General features: G+C 69.1%; 20 protein-coding genes and 1 pseudogene. 16 read left to right on the plus strand and 5 right to left on the minus strand.

Annotated features, from left to right (window positions below):
• Positions 1-16: 16 nt before the first annotated feature.
• Positions 17-898 (plus strand): LysR family transcriptional regulator, encoded by an 882-nt coding sequence (locus AS25_RS07700; protein WP_035964037.1) that lies wholly within the window; start codon positions 17-19, stop codon positions 896-898.
• A 31-nt stretch (positions 899-929) separates the two neighbouring features.
• Entirely contained in the window at positions 930-2030 is a 1101-nt protein-coding gene (locus tag AS25_RS07705) for a mandelate racemase/muconate lactonizing enzyme family protein (protein WP_035964038.1), read from the plus strand.
• A gap of 228 nt (positions 2031-2258) precedes the next feature.
• On the opposite strand, the pseudogene benA reads toward AS25_RS07705, so the two are convergent.
• A pseudogene (gene benA / locus AS25_RS14200) lies at positions 2259-3581 on the minus strand (benzoate 1,2-dioxygenase large subunit); the annotation flags it as partial.
• Between the two features lie 392 nt (positions 3582-3973).
• Between benA and catA the strand changes: the two are divergent.
• Positions 3974-4858: a catechol 1,2-dioxygenase gene (gene catA / locus AS25_RS07720; RefSeq protein WP_035964176.1), complete on the plus strand. Its 885-nt coding sequence runs from the start codon at positions 3974-3976 to the stop codon at positions 4856-4858.
• Positions 4859-5494: 636 nt separating this feature from the next.
• On the opposite strand, the gene AS25_RS07725 is transcribed toward catA, so the two are convergent.
• The 3 genes from AS25_RS07725 to AS25_RS14620 are packed head-to-tail and all read right to left on the minus strand — an operon-like array spanning position 5495 to position 6927.
• On the minus strand, positions 5495-5980 hold the full coding sequence (locus AS25_RS07725) for a MarR family winged helix-turn-helix transcriptional regulator (protein ID WP_035964042.1): 486 nt from the start codon (positions 5978-5980) through the stop codon (positions 5495-5497).
• 56 nt (positions 5981-6036) lie between these two features.
• The gene (locus AS25_RS15270; protein ID WP_052160815.1) at positions 6037-6222 is read right to left on the minus strand and encodes a hypothetical protein; all 186 of its coding nucleotides are present in this window, start codon (positions 6220-6222) and stop codon (positions 6037-6039) included.
• A 24-nt stretch (positions 6223-6246) separates the two neighbouring features.
• Positions 6247-6927, minus strand: a complete 681-nt coding sequence (locus tag AS25_RS14620; protein WP_156960928.1) for a hypothetical protein — start codon at positions 6925-6927, stop codon at positions 6247-6249.
• A 175-nt stretch (positions 6928-7102) separates the two neighbouring features.
• Here AS25_RS14620 and AS25_RS07735 point away from each other — a divergent pair, with 175 nt between their 5' ends.
• Both AS25_RS07735 and AS25_RS07740 read left to right on the plus strand, forming a co-directional pair.
• Entirely contained in the window at positions 7103-8200 is a 1098-nt protein-coding gene (locus AS25_RS07735) for a glutathione S-transferase family protein (protein WP_035964043.1), read from the plus strand.
• 428 nt (positions 8201-8628) lie between these two features.
• Positions 8629-9474, plus strand: a complete 846-nt coding sequence (locus tag AS25_RS07740) for an HpcH/HpaI aldolase/citrate lyase family protein (RefSeq protein ID WP_035964044.1) — start codon at positions 8629-8631, stop codon at positions 9472-9474.
• Between the two features lie 37 nt (positions 9475-9511).
• On the opposite strand, the gene AS25_RS07745 is transcribed toward AS25_RS07740, so the two are convergent.
• Entirely contained in the window at positions 9512-10222 is a 711-nt protein-coding gene (locus tag AS25_RS07745) for an HAD family hydrolase (protein WP_035964045.1), read from the minus strand.
• 126 nt (positions 10223-10348) lie between these two features.
• Here AS25_RS07745 and malQ point away from each other — a divergent pair, with 126 nt between their 5' ends.
• The 11 genes from malQ to AS25_RS07800 all read left to right on the plus strand — a co-directional run bounded on the left by malQ (position 10349) and on the right by AS25_RS07800 (position 21848).
• Complete coding sequence (malQ, locus tag AS25_RS07750) at positions 10349-12580, plus strand: 4-alpha-glucanotransferase (RefSeq protein WP_035964046.1); 2232 nt, start codon at positions 10349-10351, stop codon at positions 12578-12580.
• 561 nt (positions 12581-13141) lie between these two features.
• Complete coding sequence (gene rpmB, locus AS25_RS07755) at positions 13142-13378, plus strand: 50S ribosomal protein L28 (RefSeq protein WP_012397434.1); 237 nt, start codon at positions 13142-13144, stop codon at positions 13376-13378.
• 1 nt (position 13379) lies between these two features.
• Positions 13380-13547, plus strand: a complete 168-nt coding sequence (rpmG, locus tag AS25_RS07760) for a 50S ribosomal protein L33 (RefSeq protein ID WP_012397435.1) — start codon at positions 13380-13382, stop codon at positions 13545-13547.
• Positions 13548-13550: 3 nt separating this feature from the next.
• The gene (gene rpsN / locus AS25_RS07765) at positions 13551-13856 is read left to right on the plus strand and encodes a 30S ribosomal protein S14 (protein WP_035964047.1); all 306 of its coding nucleotides are present in this window, start codon (positions 13551-13553) and stop codon (positions 13854-13856) included.
• A 76-nt stretch (positions 13857-13932) separates the two neighbouring features.
• A complete protein-coding gene (locus AS25_RS07770; RefSeq protein WP_035964049.1) occupies positions 13933-14217 on the plus strand; it encodes an HU family DNA-binding protein in 285 nt (94 codons plus the stop codon).
• Positions 14218-14400: 183 nt separating this feature from the next.
• Positions 14401-14994 carry a hypothetical protein gene (locus AS25_RS07775; protein ID WP_035964050.1) on the plus strand — a complete coding sequence of 198 codons (594 nt, stop codon included), beginning with the start codon at positions 14401-14403 and terminating at the stop codon, positions 14992-14994.
• A 107-nt stretch (positions 14995-15101) separates the two neighbouring features.
• Positions 15102-15788 carry a copper resistance CopC family protein gene (locus tag AS25_RS07780; protein ID WP_052160818.1) on the plus strand — a complete coding sequence of 229 codons (687 nt, stop codon included), beginning with the start codon at positions 15102-15104 and terminating at the stop codon, positions 15786-15788.
• 249 nt (positions 15789-16037) lie between these two features.
• Positions 16038-17261, plus strand: a complete 1224-nt coding sequence (locus AS25_RS07785) for an IS110 family RNA-guided transposase (protein ID WP_035964051.1) — start codon at positions 16038-16040, stop codon at positions 17259-17261.
• Positions 17262-17559: 298 nt separating this feature from the next.
• Positions 17560-18267, plus strand: a complete 708-nt coding sequence (locus AS25_RS07790; protein ID WP_035964052.1) for a copper chaperone PCu(A)C — start codon at positions 17560-17562, stop codon at positions 18265-18267.
• Entirely contained in the window at positions 18257-19528 is a 1272-nt protein-coding gene (locus tag AS25_RS07795) for a Dyp-type peroxidase (RefSeq protein WP_035964053.1), read from the plus strand. Before AS25_RS07790 ends, AS25_RS07795 begins: the two co-directional genes overlap by 11 nt.
• Before the next feature lie 76 nt (positions 19529-19604).
• On the plus strand, positions 19605-21848 hold the full coding sequence (locus tag AS25_RS07800; RefSeq protein WP_084118083.1) for a bifunctional copper resistance protein CopD/cytochrome c oxidase assembly protein: 2244 nt from the start codon (positions 19605-19607) through the stop codon (positions 21846-21848).
• The last annotated feature ends 156 nt before the right edge of the window (positions 21849-22004 follow it).

Here is a 22004-nt window from a genome sequence, read left to right on the forward strand (position 1 = left end):
GGGACCGGGGAGAACCATGGAGCTTCGACAACTCAACTACTTCATCGCAGTGGCGGAGGAGCGGCACTTCGGCCGTGCCGCCAAACGCTTGCACATGGCGCAACCGCCGTTGTCGCAACAGATCCGTCAGCTCGAGGAACAGCTCGGCGTCAAACTGCTGGACCGCACGACCCGGCGCGTGGACCTGACCCCGGCCGGACAGGAGCTGCTGGACCGCGGACGCCAGATCATCAACGAGGTGGAGACGCTCAAGGCGGACGTCTACCAGGTGGGCAACGGCGCCACCGGGGTGCTGCGCGTGGGCTTCTCTGGCTCGGCCACCTACAGTGTCATGCCGCGGCTCGTGCGCCACGCCAAGGAGCAGCTGCCCGGAGTCTCCCTCACCCTGCAGGGCGAGATGTTGACGCCAGCCATGGAGGCAGGACTGCGGGACCACACGCTCGACGCCGCGATCCTGCGCCCTCCCGTGGCATCCCAGGACATCGAGTACCGGATCGTGGGCCGGGAGAAGCTCGTGGTGGCCATGCCCAGCGACAGCCCCCTGGCGTCCGGGCGGCCCGTGGCGGCGAACGAACTGCAGGAGCAGAACTTCGTGTCCTACCCGCCGGGATCGGCCGTGCACCGCACCGTGTCCGAGATGTGCCGCCGGGCGGGCTTCCAGCTGCGCATCGCGCAGGTCACCCACGAGACCTCCACCATGCTCTCGTTTGTCGCGACCAGCAGCGGGATCGCCGTGGTCCCCGAGTCCGTACGGGCGCTGCAGCTCGAGGGCGTGCTCTACGCGGGCCTCGAGGATTCCCCCGTGACCGAGATGGCCGTGGCCTGGCGGCGGGACGACCGCTCGGCCCTGCTGGGCAATTTCCTGAACCTCGTCATGGACGTCACTGACCACGACTGACCCGAGCACCACCCGCTCAAGAAAGGCGACCATGAACATCACCCGCATCGAGGCGATCCCCTACTCGATCCCCTATGTGCACCCCCTGCACTTCGCCTCGGGTTCCGTGACGGAAGCGGACCACGTCCTCGTGCGGGTGCACACGGACGAGGGCATCGTGGGCACCGCGGACACCCCGCCCCGGCCGTACACCTACGGTGAGACCCAGAAGTCCATCGTGGCGGTGATCGAGGACATCTTCTCCCCGCAGCTCAGCGGTCTGGACGCCTTCGCCCGGGAGCGGATGCAGACCGTCATGGACCGCACCTTCCACAACCAGACCGCCAAGGGCGCGGTGGACATCGCCGTGTGGGACGCGATCGGCCAGCTGCTCGGACAACCCGTGTCCACGCTGCTGGGCGGGTACACCGACCACATGAGCGTCTCCCACATGCTGGGGTTCAAGCCCGCGGAACAGCTGCTCGAGATCGCCCTGGAGTTCCGGGAGACCTACGGGATCACCACCTTCAAGCTCAAGACGGGGCGCCACCCCGTCTCGCTCGACGTCGAGGCCGCCCGCGTGCTGCGCGAGGGCCTGGGTCCCGAGGCGCGGATCTACATGGACGCCAACCGCGGGTGGAGCGCCAACGAGGCCTCCGAGGTCCTGCGCCTCACCGCGGACCTCGGCATGGAGTTCCTCGAGGAGCCGGACGACGCTCGGGAAGTCATGGGCCGACGTCGCCTCGTGAGCACCTCGCCCATCCCGATTGCCGCGGACGAGTCCGCCCCGAACCTGGGCACGGCGGCCAAGGAGCTGCTGAGCGGGGGAGCGAACCTGCTCGCGATCAAGACCGCGCGCTCGGGCTTCACCGAGGCCACCAAGATAGTGGGTCTCGCGGAGGGCCTGGGCGTGGACGTCTACGTGGGCAACCAGATCGACACTCAGGTGGGGACCATCGCGTCCGTGACCTTCGGTGCGGCCTTCTCCCACACGTCCAAACGCGCGGGGGAGCTGTCCAACTTCCTGGACATGGCGGACGACCTGTTGGCCGAGCCCCTGCGGATCGTGGACGGGAAGATCCACGTGCGGGACGTCCCCGGGGTCGGCACCGTGATCGACGAGGACAAGCTCGCCTACTACCGGGCCCGCTGAGGCGGCCCGCCCCCGTCCCTCGCGCGGGGCGGGGGCGGGCCGCATCCTGCGTGCGGTCGTGGGCGGGTGGCGACACCGGGGTCGTCCCGGCTCTCGACTCCCGGCCCAGCAGGGCCCGTTATTCCTGCTCCGGTACAGCGCCGCGAGCTCGCTGCGGGAATAGATGCCGAACTTGGTATAGATCCCGGCCGCGGCTTCCTCGGCGTCGAGTTCGCTCACGGCCTTGTCCATGACCTGCTTCCAGTAGCCGTGCTGGACGGGGTACAACCCCTCGTCCTCGGTGCGCACACCGGAGGCCAGGACGTGGGTCATGCCGAGCGCGGTGGCCTGCTCGTCCGGGCCCTTGATCTCGTGGGCCATGCCGCGGGTCATGTCGTTCCACGGCGCGGAGGTGGCCTGGTACGTCTTCTGGCAGGAGCGGAACTCCTCGAGATCATCCGGGGTGGCCATACCGGTGGCGTTGAAGAAGTCCTCGTACTGGCGGATCCGGTGGGCGCGGGACTTGTCCGACTCACCCTTGGGAGCGATGCAGTAGATGGTGACCTCGGTCTTGTCCACGGCGATGGGGCGCACGTGACGGATCTGGGAGGAGAACTGGTCCATGAGGTACACGTTCGGGTACAGGCACAGGTTGCGGGAGATGTTGATCATGAAGTTAGCCATCTCCTCGCCGTACTTCTCCACGAGCTCCTCGCGGCGGTCCCACAGGGGGCGGTCCTGGGGGTTGCCCCACTCCTGCCACAGCAGCAGGTGACCGTGCTCGAACGAGTAGAACCCGCCCTTGGCCTTGCCCCACTTGCCGGCGTCCATGGCCTTGGTGGTGTTGGTCGAGTCACCCGCGGTACGGCGGGAGGTGGTGGCGGCGTAGTTCCAGTGCGTGGCGGTCACGTGGTAACCGTCCGCGCCGTTCTCCATCTGCACCTTCCAGTTGCCGTCATAGGTGTAGGTGGACGCGCCACGCAGCACCTCGAGGCCCTCCGGGGACTGCTCCACGATGGAGTCGATCACCTTGGTGGCGTCACCCAGGTGCTCCTCGAGGGGCAGGACGTCCGGGTTCAGCGAGCCGAACAGGAAGCCCTTGTAGTTCTCGAAACGGGCCACCTTGGTGAGGTCGTGGGAGCCGTCCTTGTTGAAGTTCTCCGGGTAGCCGGCGCCGCGGGAGTCCTTGACCTTGAGCAGCTCACCGGAGTTGCGGAACGTCCAGCCGTGGAACGGGCAGGTGAACGTGGTGCGGTTGTCGGTCTTACGGCGGCACAGCATGGCACCGCGGTGGGCGCACGCGTTGATCAGGGCGTGCAGTTCACCGTTCTTGTCCCGGGAGATCACGATGGGCTGACGGCCGATGTACGTGGTGAAGTAGTCGCCCACGTTGGGGATCTGCGAGTCGTGGGCCAGGTACACCCAGTTGCCCTCGAAGATGTGCTTCATCTCGAGCTCGAAGATCTCGGGGTCGGTGAAGATCTCGCGCTTGGCGCGGATGATCCCCTCCGCGCGGTCGTCCTCGACGGCGCCGTCGAGGACTTCGTGCAAACGGCTCAGGGTCTCGGTCATGGCGTAACTCCTTGAACATTGGGCGCCGACGTCAGCCGACGAGGTGGTGCGGGTGCGGGACCGAGGGGCCCCGAGGGGCGCGATCCCGCAGGTGAACCAGCAGTTGCGTATCCCTCATTCTGGTGGAGGGTGACCCCACTCACATCAGGGGAAACCCTAGGCTGAACCTGGGGTCATTTTTATCGCGTTATGTAATGAGTAACACTCGATTGAATATTTGTTGGATATAGATTCGCCGCACTACTCTGAGACGGACGTCACGGAGCGCAGTTGCGTGTCTCACGTTCGCCGTCCGGCCCGGGGTCCGATCGACGGGTCCGGAGCGCGGAGCGAGGGGCAGCTGCTATCACCCCCGGACGTCCCCATCTGCTACGAGAACCGTGGAGGTCACCATGACTGACAACCCTTCCGCCGCACACCTCAAGGAGAGCCAGGGCACCGCCGTCGAAGCCGGTACCAAGGCCACCGAGCGTTTCGCCGCTTCCGGCAAGATGTCCAAGCTCGACGTCCCCAAGGAGCGCGTCTCGCTGCTCGCGGGTGCGCTCATCAAGGCCGCCAACGACATCGTGGAAGAGCACGAGGTCACCTACGAGGAGTACAACGCCCTGAAGGCCTGGCTCATCAAGGTGGGCACGGACGGTGAGTGGCCGCTGTTCCTGGACGTGTGGCTCGAGCACACCGTGGAGGACGTCAACTCCAAGGAGCGCCCGGGCACCGTGGGCACCATCGAGGGCCCCTACTACGTGCCGAACGCCCCCGAGCTTCAGACCCCTGCCACGCTCGAGATGCGCGAGGACGAGGAGGGCACCCCGCTGCTGTTCCACGGTGACTTCACCGACACCGACGGCAACCCCATCAAGGACGCCCAGGTGGAGATCTGGCACGCCGACGCCGCCGGGTTCTACTCCCAGTACGCGCCGGACATGCCCGAGTGGCTCTTCCGCGGCACCGTCAAGGCGGACGAGAACGGGCACTTCGAGATCCACACCATGCAGCCCGCTCCGTACCAGATCCCCACGGACGGTGCGTGCGGTCAGCTGATCGCCGCCGCTGGCTGGCACGCGTGGCGCCCCGCGCACATCCACATCAAGGTCTCCGCTCCCGGCTACCAGCTGGTCACCCAGCAGCTCTACTTCCCGGGTGACCCGCACAACGAGGACGACATCGCCTCGGCCGTGAAGCCCGAGCTCATGCTGGACGTGCAGGAGCGCGCGGACGGCTCCGGCAACGAGGTCCAGTACGACTACGTGCTCGCCAAGGAAGGCGAGAGCCGCTGAGTCTTCCGCTCGGTCCCGTTCCGACGGCGCACCCCGCCCCCGTGTTGGCGCACGGCGGTGGGGTGCTTTCGTTGGCGTGTCCACCGGTGGCGTCGCTCAGCGGTGCCAGCTGGAGGTGGGTCACCGGCGTGGGTCACCGGCAACGGGCAGCTGCGCCGACCGAGGACGGGTCATAGCAGCGGTCGACTGCACCGGTCAGCTTCACCCGTCAAGGGTGCCGAACCTCGGCGGGAAACAGGTGTGGACGATCACACCTGACCGGGGGACAATGCAAAATCATGTGAATATAACGAAATAAGTCTACTTATGATGCACTCGACCCCCGGATTTCCGGGGGTCCGCGTCGATTCCCGGGATCATCAGTAGCTTTACTTGCGTATCCATGTAGTTGCCGCATAAAGTGGTGTTGTCGGCCGAAGTGGCCCGGGCGCATCCCCCCAAATACGCGCCCGGATGATCCCCCGGCTGGCCGGCGTCCCGATCTCCCCCAGATTCGGGATGTCCGACGGGTCCTGCCGATCCCCCAAGTGGCAGGACCCGTCCCCTGTTAACGGGCCTTTTTCGTGAAAACCCGCTGGACCCGTCGATCGCGGCGAGCCCCGGGGTCCACCGTGCGGACCACGGCCCGAAGGTCCGTCAGGCGAGATCCATGGACCGCAAGCGCGGTAACACCTTGTCCGCGATGCTCACCAGGGCCGTCTGTTCCTCATCGCTGAGCCGGTCCATGAACGCGGCACGCACCATGTCCAGGTGGGCGGGGGCGGCGCGCGCAATGACCTCGCGCCCGTGCTCGGTGATCCCCACCACGAGCCCCCGGGCATCGGTGGGACTGGGGGAGCGGCAGATCATGTCCCGCCGTTCCATGCGGGAGAGCATGTGGGACAACCGTGAGCGTTCCCAGCCCAGTTCCCGTAGCAGTTCACGCGAGGGCAGTTCCCCCGAGTCGCTCTCGGACAGCGGGACGAGGACCTCGTACTCGGACCCGGACAGTTCGCTGTCGCGCTGCAGCTGCCGGTCCACCGCGCGCTCCATGCTGCGGGACAGGGTCAGGAAGCTGCGCCACACCCGGTCCTCGGTGTCGCTGAGCCACGGCGTGTGCCGGGTGCCGGTCGTGCTGTCCATGGGTGTTTCCTCGTGGTGCGCCGCGCGGGGCGGGTGCTGGTGGGTGGGCGGGGGTGTCAGTCCCGGGGGTCGTGTCTGATCCAGTCCGAATCGTAGTAGTTGCGTCCGTCCCGCCGGTCCCGGTCACGCAGTCGTTCGGCGTAGTCCGTGGGGCGGAGGGGCGAATCGTCGTCGTCGGGCCGGGTGAGCCGGGACGTGGCCACGAGGCCGAAACCGAGCCCGGCGCCCACGATCATGGTCATCCCGCCCACGATGAACGCCAGGACTTAGTCGTCCAGCAGGTCCGCGGGCACGGAGGGCCCGAGCCAGGAGGGGACCACGAAGGCCGTGGCGATGCAGCCGAGGCCCAGGAGCAGCAGGGCCGCGGGGATCAGCCACAGCTTGGACCATGCGCGACGCACGGGTTGCGTGGGATCCCGGAAGATCGGCAGCGCCTGGGTCTGCACGAGCGCGTACCCCGCGACCCCGGCCACCGTGAGGACCGCCCCGATGACCCAGCCGAGCCACACGCCCTGCGCGATCAGGCCGAGGCCCACGAGCAGTCCCAGCAGGACCACGGTGAAGGACAGCCCGCGGCCCATGCGCCGCGCCGCACGCGACGACGCCGCGCGGGACTCCGCTGACGGGGACGCAGCCGGGCGCGGGGTCGCGGCGGACGGGGTTGCAGCGGACGGGGACCCGGTGGACGGCGCCGCGGTCGGGGAGCCGGGGGCGGCGGCCGAGCCGGGCGCCGTCGTACCCCGCGCAGCAGAGTGCGTGTCCCGGTCAGCGGAACCCTGCGTGTTCCCGGGACCCTGCGCGTCCCCGGGACCCGTGGTGCGGATGCCGTAGCTCGGGCGCTCGCGGGGAGCGGGCACGGGCGACCGCGCGCCGCCGCGTGACGGTGCGTCCTGGGAGGGGGAATCGGACGGGTCGTGCTCGTCCCGTGGGTGCTGGGCAGAAGTCATGGGTAAGTTCTCGGGTGAGGGGACAACGGGCTCGCGCGGTGTGCTCGCGCGGGCTGTCTCGACAGGGCCACTGTAGCCCCCTGCGGGAGTCATCCGCGCGGTCCGGGGTACCCCGGGGCTACCCCGCCCGGGGATTGGTGACGTATCATCAAAATACATTCACGGGAGGTACAGCATGTTGGATTCCACGACCCAGAACATCGAACAGGCCGAGGACGGGCGCTACTCCACCGCCGGGGCCTACGTCCACGAAGGCGAGGAGTACAACCGCGACACCACCTACATCGAGGACCGCATCGTGGCGGACCCCGAGCACGCGGAACTGGCCGAAGGCGCCCGGGCGTGGCCCGTGGAGGCCGGTCGGTACCGGTTGGTGGCCGCGCGGGCGTGCCCGTGGGCCAACCGCACGCTGATCGTGCGCCGCCTGCTGGGCCTGGAGGACGCCATCTCGGTGGGCCTGCCCGGACCCACGCACGATTCCCGTTCGTGGCGTTTCGACCTGGACCCGGATGGGCGCGACCCCGTGCTGGGCACCGAGCGGCTGCAGGAGAACTACTTCAAGCGCTTCCCGGACTACCCCCGGGGGATTACGGTGCCGGCTATCGTGGACATCCCCACGGGCCAAGTGGTGACCAATAACTTCCCGCAGATCACCGAGGACTTCAGTACCGAGTGGAAGCAGTTCCACCGGGCGGGCGCCCCCGATCTGTGGCCCGAGGAGCTCGTGCCCGAGATGCGCGAGGTGATGCACCGCATCTACACCGAGATCAACAACGGCGTGTACCGCTGCGGTTTCGCGGGCTCGCAGGAGGCCTACGAGTCTGCGTACGAGCGGTTGTGGACGGCCATGGACTGGGTCGAGGAACGGCTCTCCGGCCAGCGCTACCTCATGGGCGATCACATCACCGAGGCGGACGTGCGCTTGTTCACCACCCTCGCACGTTTCGACCCGGTGTACGTGAGCCACTTCAAGGCGTCCCGGAACAAGCTCACGGAGATGCCCAACCTGTGGGGTTACGCGCGCGATCTGTTCCAGACCCCGGGCTTCGGTGACACCGTGGACTTCCAGCAGATCAAGGAGCACTACTTCGTCGTGCACCGGGACATCAACCCGTCCGGCATCGTGCCGCTCGGCCCGTCCCTGGAGAACTGGACGAGCCCCCACGGTCGCGAGTCGCTGGGCGGCTCCCCGTTCGCCCCCGGTGCCACGGCATCGGGTCCCGTGCGGGACGACGAGCGAGTGGACCCGGACCACACCCCGCTCGCCTCCTGATCACCTCACGCGGCCCCCGGACGATGCGCAGAACCCGTCCGGGGGCCGCGCGGTGCCGCGTGCACCCGTGTGGTGTCGAGCACCCTCACCGGGGGGTACGCCATGCCGTACGGAGGTCGCTTCTCATCGCGCGCCGCCGGGGTGGTTCGCGCATCCTCGTGGGATCCCCACAAACCCCCGGCGGGGGCTTTTGTGCCCCGGCCCGACGGCGCTCGATGGCCCCTCGTACTAGGGTTGATGTCGCGGTTCGGGTGACTTCACCCGCGCGGCACCGCCGCCGTACCGCACCCGATGGGCGCTCGCCGCGGTCCCGGACGACGCCCCGGTCCCGCGGTCACGAATCGCGCCCCGACGCCGTCGTCCCACGGGGTGTGCCGAGCCGCCCCGAACGCCCCCAGACCGATCCCACCCACTTCCCCAGGAGACCCATGGCCCCGTACCGTAACCAACGCGCCGCTGCACTTCCCGCGCGACTCTCCCGCTCGTGGTTGCTGACGTCCGCGGCGGACACCTCGCTGTTCGCGCCCGCGCTGGCCTCGGAAGCGGACTCCGTGATCCTGGACATCGAGGACGCGGTGCCGGAGGAGGACAAGGACCGGGCCCGCGAGGACATGATCGAGGCCATGCACCAGGGCGTGAGCGCATGGGTGCGGATCAACGACATCACCACCCCGCACTGGGAGAAGGACCTGGCCGCGCTGAGCGAGGTCGACAACCTGCGGGGCATCGTGCTGGCCAAGACCGAGCACCCGGACCACATCACCAAGACCGCCATGATGAGCCGCGCGGGGACCCCCGTGGTCGCGCTGATCGAGTCCGCCGTGGGCCTCATGAACGCATACGACATCGCGCGCGCCCCCGGCGTGTTCCGGCTCGCGTTCGGCGTGGGTGACTTCCGCCGGGACACGGGTGCCTCGGGGGACCCCATGGCCCTGGCGTTCGCGCGCTCCACCCTGGTCACGGCGTCACGCGTGGGTGAGCTGCCCGGTCCCATCGACGGTCCCACCAACGGGGTGTCCGGGGACGAGCTCGAGGCCGCGTGCAAGGTCACGCAGTCCATGGGCATGACGGGCAAGCTGTGCCTGAACCCGGAGCAGACGGACGGCATCAACCACGCGCTCGCCCCGAGCGACCAGGAGATCCGCTGGGCCCGCGAGATGATCGAGCAGGCCGAATCCGGTCACGCCGGGGCGGACGGTTCCTACCTGCCGCGCCTCGCGCGTGCCAAGAAGGTCTCGGAACTCGCGGAGACCTACGGCCTCTGGAACAGCTGATCCGCCGCGGGGCCCGTCACGCGGGCCCCGCGCGGACTCACAGCGGGAGGCCCCAGTCCTGCAGCATCCGCCCGACCGCGGGGTCGGCGAGCGATTCCGCGCGGAAGTGGGACGTGATGGGTTCGTCGTGTCCGCGGGGAACCCCCAGCACCCACAGTCCTGCCGCGACCGCCGCTTGCGTGCCCGCGGGGGAGTCCTCGACCGCGAGGGCATCCGCGGGGGCCACGTCCAGGCGCCGTGCGGCTTCTTCGTAGATGTCCGGGGCGGGCTTGCCGCGGGGTACGTCCTGCGCGCTGACCCATGTGACCACGACGTCCGTGAGGCCGATCGCGTGCATCTTGCGGTCCAGGATCGCGCGGGTGGAGTTACTCGCCACGGCCACGGGAACCCGCCGCGCGCACGCCCGCACGGTCTCGATCGCGCCCGGCAGGGGTTCCAGGACCTCTCCGACGACTTCTTCCTCGGTGCGCACGAGCCGTTCGTACACGGCGTCGAATCCCGGGGCGGGCTCGCCCCGCCGCTCGGCCACGGCCGCCGCGCGCCGGGTGATGTCCCGGGCCACGTCCGCGGCGGACAGACCCATGAGGGACGTGCCCGCGCGCTCGTCGAGCGTCACGCCGAACGATGCGGCGACCTGCGCCTGCACGCGCGCCCACGCGCTCTCGGTGTCCATGAGCACGCCGTCGCAGTCGAAGACGACGGCGCGCGGGCGCCACTGCGGGCCCGGGCCGGGCAGGGTGGTATCCATGCCTCCAGTCAACCACGCGCCCCCGACGCGTCCGGCGTGCCCGCGCGGCGGTCCGGGCGTGATCACGGTGGGCAGCGTCGTCGTCGTCGACCGTGGGGACCCGTCCCCGCTGGCTAGAGTGGGGGCATGGCGGAGAACGCAGGAACTTCAGGGGAAACGACTGTGCAGCGCTTGGCCACCGAGTACGGGGTGGCCACCGAGTACCGGGGCTTCGACGGGGACGAGAAGGCCGTGCCCGAGCAGACGCTGCGCGGCGTGCTCACGGCGCTCGGAGCGGACGTCTCGGACGACGACGCCGCGCGGCGCAGTCTGCGCGACCGCGAACTGGCCCCGTGGCGGGAGCTGCTGCCGCCCGTGGTGATCGCGGAGGAACAGCGCGAGACCACCGTGGCCGTGGCCACCGTGCGCGGGGACGGCGTCCGGGTGCGGTTGTGGCCCGAGGACGATCCGGACGCGGTGCGCGAGCTGCACCCGGCGCCCGACGTGGCTCCCGAGACCCGCGAGGTCGATGACACGGTCCGCGAGCGCGTGCCCTACGAACTGCCCCGGGACCTCCCGCTGGGCTGGTACCGCCTCGAGGCCCGGACGGACTCGGGGCAGCGCAAGAGCATCGACGTGGCGGTGACCCCGCAGCGGCTCAGCACCACGGACCGGCTGCGCGGACGCCAACGGTGGGGCTACATGGCCCAGCTGTACTCGGTGATGTCCTCGCGCTCGTGGGGCGTGGGGGACCTCTCGGACCTCGCTTCACTGGCGGCCATCAGCGGCGTGCAGGGCGCGGACTACGTGCTCATCAACCCGCTGCACGCCGCGGAACCCGCACCGCCCGTGGAGCCCTCCCCGTACCTGCCCTCGAGCCGGCGCTTCTTCAACCCGTTGTACCTGCGGATCAGCGACGTCGCCGAGTTCCCGTACCTACGCCCGGGGGACCGCGAGGTCGTGGCCCAGCTCGCCGCCGTGCAGCGCAAGGCCGTGCTGGACCCCAGCACGATCGACCGCGATTCCGCCTACGCCGCGAAGCTGAAGAGCCTCGAACTGCTGTTCACCGTGCGCCGTTCGCCCTACCGCCAGCAACAGCTCGAGGCGTTCGTGGCGCATGCCGGGCAACCCCTGCAGGACTTCGCGCTGTGGTGCGCGCTGCGGGAGGAACTCGGGGAGGACTCACCCCTGTGGCGTGATGAGGCGAGTTCCCCGGAGGCGCCGTACGCACGGGAGGCCCGCACCCGGTTGCGCCACCGGATCAGTTTCCACGTGTGGTTGCAGTGGCTGCTCGACGAGCAGCTCGAGGCCGCGCAGCGCGCCGCGTACCGGGCCGGGATGGACATCGGTGTGGTGCACGATCTCGCGGTGGGGGTGCACAAGCAGGGCGCGGACGCGTGGGCGTTGCAGGACGTCCTGGCCCCCGGGGTGAGCGTGGGTGCCCCCGCGGACATGTACAACCAGCTCGGTCAGGACTGGAGCCAGCCGCCGTGGGATCCGCGCAAGCTCGCCGAGGCGGGGTACCGGCCGTGGCGGCAGATGCTCGGCAACATCTTCCGTCACGGCGGGGGTGTGCGGATCGACCACGTGGCGGGACTGTTCCGGTTGTGGTGGATCCCCGACGGCAACCAGGCCTCGGACGGGGCCTACGTGTACTACGACCACGAGGCCATGGTGGGTGTCCTGGCCCTCGAGGCCGAGCTCGCCGGGGTGGTGGTCGTGGGTGAGGACCTCGGCACGGTGGAGGACAGCGTGCGCGAGTTCCTGGAGCGCAAGGGCGTGCTGGGGACCTCCATCATGTGGTTCGAGATGGACGGGGACGTCCCCCTGGACCCCTCCCGCTACCGCGAACTGTGCATGGCCTCCGTGAACACGCACGACCTCCCGCCCACGGCGGGCTACCTCGAGGGCGTGCAGCTGCAACTGCGCGAGGACCTGGGACTGCTCGCGCGCTCGCCGGAGGAGGAACGGGAGGAGGCACGCCGTCAGCTCGACACCTTCTTCACCGCGGTCGCGGACGCCGGCTATCTGCCCCGGGACGAGGACCCGGGGGAGCAGGCCAGGATCGAGGCGATCCACCGCTACCTGTGCGACGCACCGTCCGTGTTGATCAACGTCTCCCTCGTGGACGCGGTGGGGGAGAAGCGGATCCAGAACCAGCCCGGCACGAGCGACGAGTACCCGAACTGGCGGGTCCCGCTCGCGGACTCGGATGGCCGGCCCGTGATGCTCGAATCCCTCCCGGGGTCCGAGCGGGTCAACTCCCTCGTGGACGTGGTCAACGGCGCGCTGGGCACGCATCGCCGGGATCCCAAGGCCAAGGCGCCGGAACAACCCGAACACCGGGACGTCGCGGACCCGTTCACGGGGGAGTGCTGAGCACCCGCACACGGGCGAGTTCCGGAGGGGGTTGCCCCCTCGGGGGAATTAGGTAAGAATTGCCTTACCTAATCTCCTGGGTGAGGGGATGGGGCCGAAGAAAACGTGTGGGGTGGCGGGCCGGGTCATGGACGGACCGCCACCCCCGCGTGTTCCCCGGGGGAGGCTTACCGGCGAGGCGTGCCGTAGTGGGCGCTGCCCGTGGGGTCCGTCACGGCGGGGCGGACGAGTTGGTCCGTTGCGAGCCAGCGGCTAGGATCGAGGGGCGCTCAATCGCACCGTTTCCGTTTTCGAATTTGCGAGCGAGTCCGTAGAAGCCTAGAATCTAAGGCTGTCGTGTGGTGGAGTCCATCTACCGGCGCCTTGATCTTCACCGTCTTCGTCGTAGCGAGTGCCCTGACCGGTACTGCCGCGGGGTAAACCCATCACGCCCGGCGCGCGAACGGTGGCATTTTCTTGAGGTGACGGACCACTCTTGGCTACGGCTGCCGGCGGGAGACCGCTCGGCGGCGACCATGCGTGCCGTCATTTCGTCGACATTGGACATTGGAGGAGAACACTATGGCAGCGCACTGCCAGGTGACCGGGGCCCAGCCGGGCTTTGGCCACAGCATCTCGCACTCGCACCGCCGCACCAAGCGTCGGTGGAACCCGAACATCCAGAAGAAGCGTTACTGGGTGCCCTCGTTGCGTCGCAACGTCACGCTCAACCTGAGCGCCAAGGGCATCAAGGTCATCGATGCGCGCGGCATCGACGCCGTGGTCAACGAACTCATCGCACGTGGGGAGAAGATCTGAGATGGCCAAGGACAAGGACGTACGTCCCATCATCAAGCTCAAGTCCACGGCCGGTACCGGGTTCACCTACGTCACCCGCAAGAACCGCCGCAACAACCCCGATCGCCTCGTCATGAAGAAGTACGACCCGGTGGTCCGCAAGCACGTCGATTTCCGCGAGGAGCGCTGAGACATGGCCAAGAAGTCCAAGATCGCCAAGAACGAGCAGCGCAAGGTTGTCGTCGAGCGTTACGCCGCCAAGCGCGCTGAACTGAAGAAGACCCTCGTGGACGAGAACGCGTCCCCCGAGGCCCGCGAGGAGGCCCGCCTGGGTCTGCAGAAGCTCCCCCGTGACGCTTCCCCCGTGCGCGTGCGCAACCGCGACCAGATCGACGGTCGCCCCCGCGGCACCTTCCAGCGCTTCGGGATCTCCCGCGTGCGCTTCCGCAACATGGCTCACCGCGGCGAATTGCCCGGTATCTACAAGTCCAGCTGGTAATTTCTGCACCGGAAGGACCCGACCCCCGGTCGCCCCTTCCCCAGCGAATGCCAACCCAGTCCAGGAGGACAAGCACATGGCTATGAACCGCAGCGAACTCGTTGCCGAGGTTGCCGAGAAGTCCGGTAACACCCAGGCCGCCGTCAACGGCGTTCTCGACTCCCTGTTCCAGGTCTTCGAGAGCTCCGTTTCCAAGGGCGAGAAGATCACCATCCCCGGCTGGCTCTCCGTGGAGCGCACCGACCGCGCCGCGCGTCAGGGTCGCAACCCCCAGACCGGCGAGGCCATCCAGATCCCGGCCGGCCACGGTGTCAAGCTCACCGCGGGCTCCAAGCTGAAGGCTGCCGTCTCCTCCAAGTGAGGTAGGACCAGTGGGTCCCTTTCGGACCCGGTGCTCGAAGGGACCGTTCATGCACTGCGTGAACGGTCCCTTCTGCGTGTGCGCCACCCCACCCCGTCCGCGGGGCCGCCAGGTTCGTGGTTCCCCGCGCGGTGGCGCATAATGGAACCCCATCCTTTCTCCCGTGAGTCCCGGAGGTGTTCGGTGTCCCCTCGCGCGCGCCGGCTTGCCCGGGGCTGGGTGGCCGCGTTCGTGGCCACCACGCTCGCGGCCGGTTCGCACGCCGCGGTGGACGGGGCCTGGCCCTCCCTGCTGATCATCGCGCTGTCCACGTGTCTGGCGGCCCCGCTGTGCATGCTGCTCGCGGGACGGGTGCTCTCACGCTGGAGCGTGGCCGGCAGTGTCCTGCTGAGCCAGGCGCTGCTGCACACCCTGTACGCCCAGTCCGGCGGGATGGCCCACGCGATCGACCACACCCACCACCACGCGGCCTCCGTGGCGGACGGTCCCGCCGTAGTGATCTCGGTGTTGCCCGCCGCGCATCACGGAAGCGGCATGCTCGCCGCCCACGCCGTGGCGGCCGTGGCCACCTACGCCCTGCTGCGCCACGGCGAGACCGCGGCGTTCCGCTTGCTGGACGCCGTGTCCCTGCGCGTGCTGCGCATCCTGGTTCTTGCCCTGCGCCCGGTCACCACGGCCGTGCCGCGGCGGACCTCCTGGACCTCGCCGCGCGCACTGACCGATCAACTCCTGCTCTCCTCCGTCTGCGGATACCGCGGACCGCCCGCCCTCGCCTAGGCATCGGCGGGGATTCCCCTGGATCCGATGCCGCCCGGAGCATCCATCGCATCCATCGGCCGCCCACCACGCGGCCCCCACGCCTCAGGGCGCAGGAGAGAACACCCATGAACCCTTCGTACTCAACACCACCTCAGCCACGGCCCACTCTGCGGACCCCGGCGCGGACGGGTGACGCCGCGGCGTCGTCGGCCGCGCAGACCGCCCGCCTTTCGCAACGTTCGACGACGTCGCTCGCGGCCCTGTTCGCCGCGCTGCTGGCCCTCGCCCTGGTCGTCACCACGGCGGGGCCCGCGAGCGCCCACGACGAACTTGTGCGGACCAACCCGCAGGCCGGCGCGAAGCTCGAGAAGGCCCCCACGGCGCTCGAACTGACGTTCTCCGGGAACATCCAGGACATCGGCAGCGAGGTCCGGGTCACCGACTCCCACGGCACGGACATGACGCGCGGCACGCTGGCCGCGCAGAACACCACGGTGTCCCAGCCGCTGCGCGAGGGCGGGGGCGAGGACGAGACCTACACGGTCACATGGCGCGTGGTCTCCCAGGACGGGCACCCCATCGAGGGCACGTTCACGTACACCGTGGGCGACGGCTCCGCGACCGCTGCGTCCCCGGCCCCCGTGGCCTCTGCGGACGCCTCCCAGGGCGCGGCCCAGGACGCGAACGGAGCCCAGGAGGACGTGAGCGGCACGGGCATCCCGAGTTGGGTCCTGCCCGTGGCCGGTGGCGCCATCGCGCTGGTCCTGCTGCTGGTGATCCTGGCCTTCGCCACCCGCCCCAAGCAGCGCTGATTCCCTGACCCGGGCGGCCCGTTACCTTGTGAGTACCCCCGATAGTCGGGGGGTCTGGTCGCTCGGCCGGGTATGGCTTTGTTGCCCTGCCATCCATGGTCCGGGGGGTGTTGCCGCCCGGTCGAGAGACACGCGTTGACCGCTGATAGGGACACGGCCCAGCACTGCTGAGGTCTCTTCGTAACGTGGGTGCCGGCATCGGGTGTCGTGACTGCGACCAGCAGTGATGCGTCAAAGGAGGACAGCATCATGGAGACAAGATTCGCGGTCGTGATCGGCTTAGACGTTGGGAAGACAGGCCACCATGCCTGCGCCCTGGACCCCGGCGGAAGCCGGTTGTTCGACAAGCCCCTGCCCCAGGACGAGGCCCAGCTGCGGGAGCTGTTCACCGAACTCCAGAAGCATGGCAACGTGCTGATGGTCGTCGATCAACCCAACACCATCGGAGCACTGCCGATCGCGGTCGCCCGGGATGCGGGCTGTGCCGTGGCCTACCTGCCCGGACTAGCGATGCGAAAGGCCGCGGACCTGTATCCGGGCCGGTCCAAGACCGATGCACGCGACGCGTTCATCATCGCCGACACCGCCCGCACCATGCCGCACACCCTCCGTGCCGTCGACCGTGACAACGAAGTCCTCTCCGCATTGAAGGTCCTCGCTGGCTTTGATGAGGATCTCGCTCACGAAACAACACGGGCGCTGAACCGGATCCGGTCGCTGCTCACGCAGATCCATCCTGCCCTGGAACGGGTGTTCGCCGGCGGTAGCCTCGCCAACAGTCTCACCCTGGAGCTGCTGATCAAGTATGGCGGCCCCACCGGGCTCAAGACCGCAGGCCGGGGGAAGGTATTACGGTTCGCCCGCGCCCACTCTCGCCGAGACCCCGAAGCCCTGATCGACCAGATCTTCGCGGCGCTGGGTGAGCAGACCGTGGTCGTTCCTGCGACCGCCGCAGTGGAGTTGGTGATCCCGAGAGTCGCTGGCCAGGTGAAAGAGCTGAAGGAGCAGCTAGCGACGGTGGCTAGGGAGGTCGAGGGGATGTTGGAGGACTTCCCTCTCGCCTCGGTCTTGAGGAGCATGCCGGGGATCGGCCTCAAGACCGCCGCGCAGATCCTCCTGAACATCGGCGACGGTTCCGCGTTCGAGACTCCCGGCCACCTCGCGGCCTACGCCGGGATCGCGCCGGTCACACGAAGATCCGGGACCTCGATCCGCGGAGAGTTCCCCGCCCGATCGGGCAACAAGCGGCTGAAGAACGCCCTGTTCTACTCTGCCTGGGTCGCCTCGAACCACGACCCGATCTCGAAGACCTACTACGATCGCAAACGCGCCGAGGGCAAGCGCCACAACGCCGCCGTGATCTGCCTGGCCCGCCGCCGCTGCAACGTCATCTTCGCGATGCTCCGCGACGGCACGTACTACCAGTCACCCACACCAGTCCCGACCCCCGAGCCACCCACTCTCGCGGCTTGACTCGAAACATAGGGACACCCCCCCCGGATCATCCTTTTCCCGTCAGGCTCCCGCCGCCGCGCTCACGCATTCCGGCACGCCGCGGATGCCGCTCGACGTGGGCCCCGCGCACCACTGATGCGGCCCACTGCTGACTCGGCCCACCGCGGCCCCGGCATCGAGTGGGCACGGTCCCGGCATCGAGCGGGCATGGTCCCGGTGTCGAGTGGGCACGGTGCCGCGCCACTCGACGCCGCGTCAGACGACACGCGCAACGGACGGGCGAGCCGGAGCACGATTCACTCCTAAGGACACACACATGAACCACAACCTGAACACCACGTCCCTTCCCGCCCCGCGCCGCGCGCTGGCCGCCGTGGCCGTCCTGGGCCTCGGCCTGGCCGCGCTGAGCGGGTGCTCGGCGCAGGGCGGGGAGGCGGCGTCGTCGCCCGCGGGGACGGACTCCGCGACGCACAGCACCGCCGCCGCGCCCCTGGAACTGAGCGACGGCTGGGCCAAGGCGGCCGACTCCGGGATGACCGCCGTGTTCGGCAAGCTCACGAACACCTCCGGGCAGGAGGTCACGTTCACCGGGGCGGGCGCGGACGGCGTCGCGCGCTCGGTCGAGCTGCACGAGACCGTGGCGGACGGCGGCTCCGGCGCCACGCAGATGCGGCAGAAGGAGGGTGGCTTCACCCTCGTACCGGGGGAGAGCCTGGACCTGAAGCCGGGCGGCAATCACATCATGCTCATGGGGCTCACGTGCTCGCTCAAGGCCGGTAGTGACCTCACGCTGCAGCTGCGCACCGACAGCGGGATCCGGGACGTCACCGTCCCGGTGCGCGACTTCACGGGCGCGAAGGAGCGGTACGCGCCCGGCGAGGACGAGCACGCGGGCCACGGAGGCGAGCACGGCTCGGGGGACGGACACTCGTCGTCGTCGGATGCCGCCCACGACCACGGGTCGCACGAGGGCATGAGCACGAGCCCGTCCTCGAGCGCCCTGCCCACGTGTCATGACCACTGATCGGAGCCCTTCCGCTTCGGGCTGGAGCCGGCGATCGTTGCTCACGGGCGCGGTCGCCGGCGCCGGCGCCACCGGGCTCGGGGCGGTCTCCGCCGCCGCCCTCGGCGCCGTGGACCCCCGACTCGCGGCGGCGGGACAGGACACCGACCGGCCCGGGCTGCGGACCGAACCCTTCTACGGCGCCCGACAGGCCGGCGTGGCCACGCTCCCGCAGGCGTTCTGCGCGTTCATCGGCCTGGACCTGCACAAGGACGTGGACCGGGACGCGCTGCGGCGCTTGCTGCGTGTGCTCACGGACGACGCCGCGGCCCTCACCCAGGGCACCGCTCCCGTCAACGACCAGGAACCGTGGCTCGCCCAGAACCCCTCGCGGTTGACCGTCACGGTGGGTTTCGGACCCCGGGCCGTGTCCTTGATCGACGCCGCCCGGGCCCCGCGGTGGCTCGAACCCCTGCCCGCGTTCACGATCGACAAGTTGCAGGAGCGGTGGAACCAGGGGGACCTGTTGCTGCAGCTGTGCTGCGACGACAAGCTGACCCTGGCCCACGCCCAGCGTGTGCTGCTCAAAGACGTGCGCTCCTTCGCGACCGTACGCTGGGTGCAGGACGGCTTCCGCAACACCGTGGGCGCCACCCCCGACGGCCAAACCACGCGCAATCTCTTCGGGCAGGTGGACGGCACCGTGAACCCGTACCCGGGGGAGGCCGACCACGAGAAGGTCGTCTACGGTCAGGGCGGGTTCACCCCGTGGATCGAGAACGGGACATCGGTGGTGATCCGGCGCATCCACATGAACCTGGACACGTGGGACGAGGCCGACACCCCCGCGCGCGAGGACTCCGTGGGACGCAAACTCTCCAATGGTGCGCCGTTGACGGGCACCGCCGAGCACGACGAACCGGACTTCGACGCCAAGGGTCCGCTGGGATTCCCGGTCATCTCGTCCTACAGTCATGTGCGGCGTTCGCGCAGCGACAACCCGGACGAGAAGATCTTCCGCAGGGTGTACAACTACAATCTGGCGGTGAGCGGTGCATCCGGGCAGAGCCGGTCCGGGGACGTCCGGGGAGGTGTGTCCAACACGGGTCTGATCTTCGCGTCCTACCAGTCGGACCCCGCGAAACAGTTCGTGCCCATCCAGAAGCGGTTGGCTGAGTTGGACATGCTGAACACGTGGACCGTACCCATCGGATCCGCCGTGTTCGCGATCCCGCCGGGCTGCGAAGCGGGCGGGTTCATCGGGGACGCGTTGTTCACGTGACCCCCTCGCGCCGAGCAGCAGAACACTCGCGCGGAGCAGCAGAACAAGAGAGTCGACGGGCCGGAGGAACGCCACGATGAGTACCAGCGCACGCACCAGGGACACCGGCCCGCGCCGGGGCGGTTCGCGGGGGGACGTCGCTCGCGGCCGTGAGCGCGCCGGCGCACCGGACGGTGGGCGCTCGCCCGGTGCCGGCTCGCCGAAGGGCGCGAGCTCGTCGAACGGCGGGACCGCTCCCGTGGGGGCTGTGAGCGTGAGTCCGTGGACCATCACGGTGGTGCTCGTCGCGGCGATGATCGGGATGACCGCGGCGCTCGTCTACGGGGGAGCGGCCGCGCCCCGGCAGGTCGCGGACCCGGGGACGCTCGTGCGGTGGGGGCTGCCCGTGGTGGAGACCGTCCACAACATCGCGATGACGGTGGTGATGGGCGGATTGCTGCTCGCGATCGGCGTGGTGCCCCGGTTCGCGGACCGTTCCCGGAAACGGCCCCCGCGCAACAGCAAGGACCAAGCGGGTGAACCGGAGCATCCCGTGTTCCGCAGCGTCATGCAGCTCGTGGAGGCCGCCGCCGTGGTGTGGACCGTGGCGGCCGTGGCCGTGCTGATCTTCACGTACTCGGACGTCTCCGGGTCCGGTATCGGTGCGGGGGAGAACTACACCCAACAGTTGCTGCACTACATCACCGGGATCTCCACGGGTCAGTCCCAAGCGGTCATCGTGATGGTGGCCGCCGTGGTCACGACCCTGGTGTTCGGCGTGCGCGCCCTGCTGGGACTGTTCTGCACCCTCGCGCTGTCCTTCGTGGCACTCGTGGCGCTGGCCCTCAACGGGCATGCCGCCGGCGGTGCGGACCACATGGGCGCGGTGAACTCCCTGGGACTGCACCTGCTGGGCGTGTGCCTGTGGGTCGGCGGGCTGCTGGTGCTGATCTGGGCGGGGCCGCTGTTGTCCCGCGAGTTCACGGTCAGCGGCCGCGGGGGCTCCCGCCACACCGAACCGCTGCTCGCGGTGGTGCTGCGGCGCTACTCCGTGGTGGCACTGGGTTGCTACCTGCTGGTGTTGCTGTCCGGGATCATCAACGCCGCGGTGCGCATCGGCACGTGGGAGCAACTCACCTCCTCCTACGGGATCCTCGCGCTCACCAAACTCGTGCTGACCATCCTGTTGGCCCTGGCGGGTTTCGCGCACCGCCAGTGGCTGATCCCGGGGGTCGCGGACGGCTCCCGGTCCCGTGCGGCGACCCTGTGGCGCGTGCTCGTCGTGGAAATGGTGCTCATGGGTCTGCTCATGGGCATCGCCACGGCCCTGAGCCGCACCGCCCCACCCGTCCCGGAGGAGCTCGCACCGGACGCCTCCCCGGCGCGGATCCTCACGTGGTACGAACTGCCCCCGGAGCCCACGTTCGCCCGCTGGTTCACCACGTGGCGCCTGGACTGGTTCTGGGTGGCCGTGGTCGTGTTCCTGGCCGTGGTGTACCTGTGGGCCGCGATCAAGGTGTGGCGCCGCGGGGACTCGTGGTCCGTGCTGCGCACCGTGTCCTGGTTCGTGGGTCTGGCGGCACTGCTCTACGCGACGAGTGGAGGGGTGGCCGTCTACGCCCGCGTGCTGTTCTCCGCCCACATGGTCGAGCACATGAGCCTGACCATGATCGTGCCGCTGTTCCTGGTCTCGGGCGCACCCGTCACCGTGGTGCTCAAGGCCCTCGAACCGCGCCGGGACGGAACCCGCGGCCCGCGTGAATGGATCCTGCGCCTCGTGCACTCCACGTGGGGCAGGATCGTGACCCACCCGATCTTCGCGGCCGCGAACTTCGCGTTCTCGATCGTGCTGTTCTACTTCACGGACCTGTTCCGCTTCACGCTGCGCTACCACGTGGGCCACGAGTTCATGATGGTCCACTTCCTGTTCACGGGATACATGTTCGCGCTCGTGCTGATCGGCATCGACCCCATCCCGCGCCGGCCCAGCTACCCCATGCGTCTCGTGCTGCTGCTCGCGACCATGGCCGCGCACGCGTTCATCGGCATCAGCATCATGAGCCTGACCACGGTGCTGCAGGCCTCGTGGTTCGGCAACATGGGCCGCCCGTGGGGTCCCAGCGCCCTGGACGACCAACAGCTCGGCGGCATGCTCATGTGGGGGATTGGCGAGTTCCCCACGTTCCTGCTCGCCGTCATCGTGGCCGTGCTGTGGGCCATGGAGGGCGCCAAGGAGAACCGCCGGGTGGACCGGCAGGCCGATCGCACCGACGACGCCGAACTGCGCGCCTACAACGAGATGATGGCCGAGCTCGCGGAGCGGGACGAGCGGCGTCGTTGACGTCCGCCGGGACGGGCGCGCGAGACGGAGGCCCCGGGTCGCACGTGTGCGCGGTGAGTAGGCCCGGGGAGGACGGGTCCGCGGGGTGTGCGGGAGCGTTACGTAACGCACGGGAAGCTCTGCCCCGCGGATAACGTTGTCCCAGGAAGAAACCCT

Origin of the sequence: Kocuria marina (assembly GCF_000786655.1) — a bacterium.
In the GTDB taxonomy this organism is placed as follows: Bacteria; Actinomycetota; Actinomycetes; order Actinomycetales; family Micrococcaceae; genus Kocuria; species Kocuria marina_A.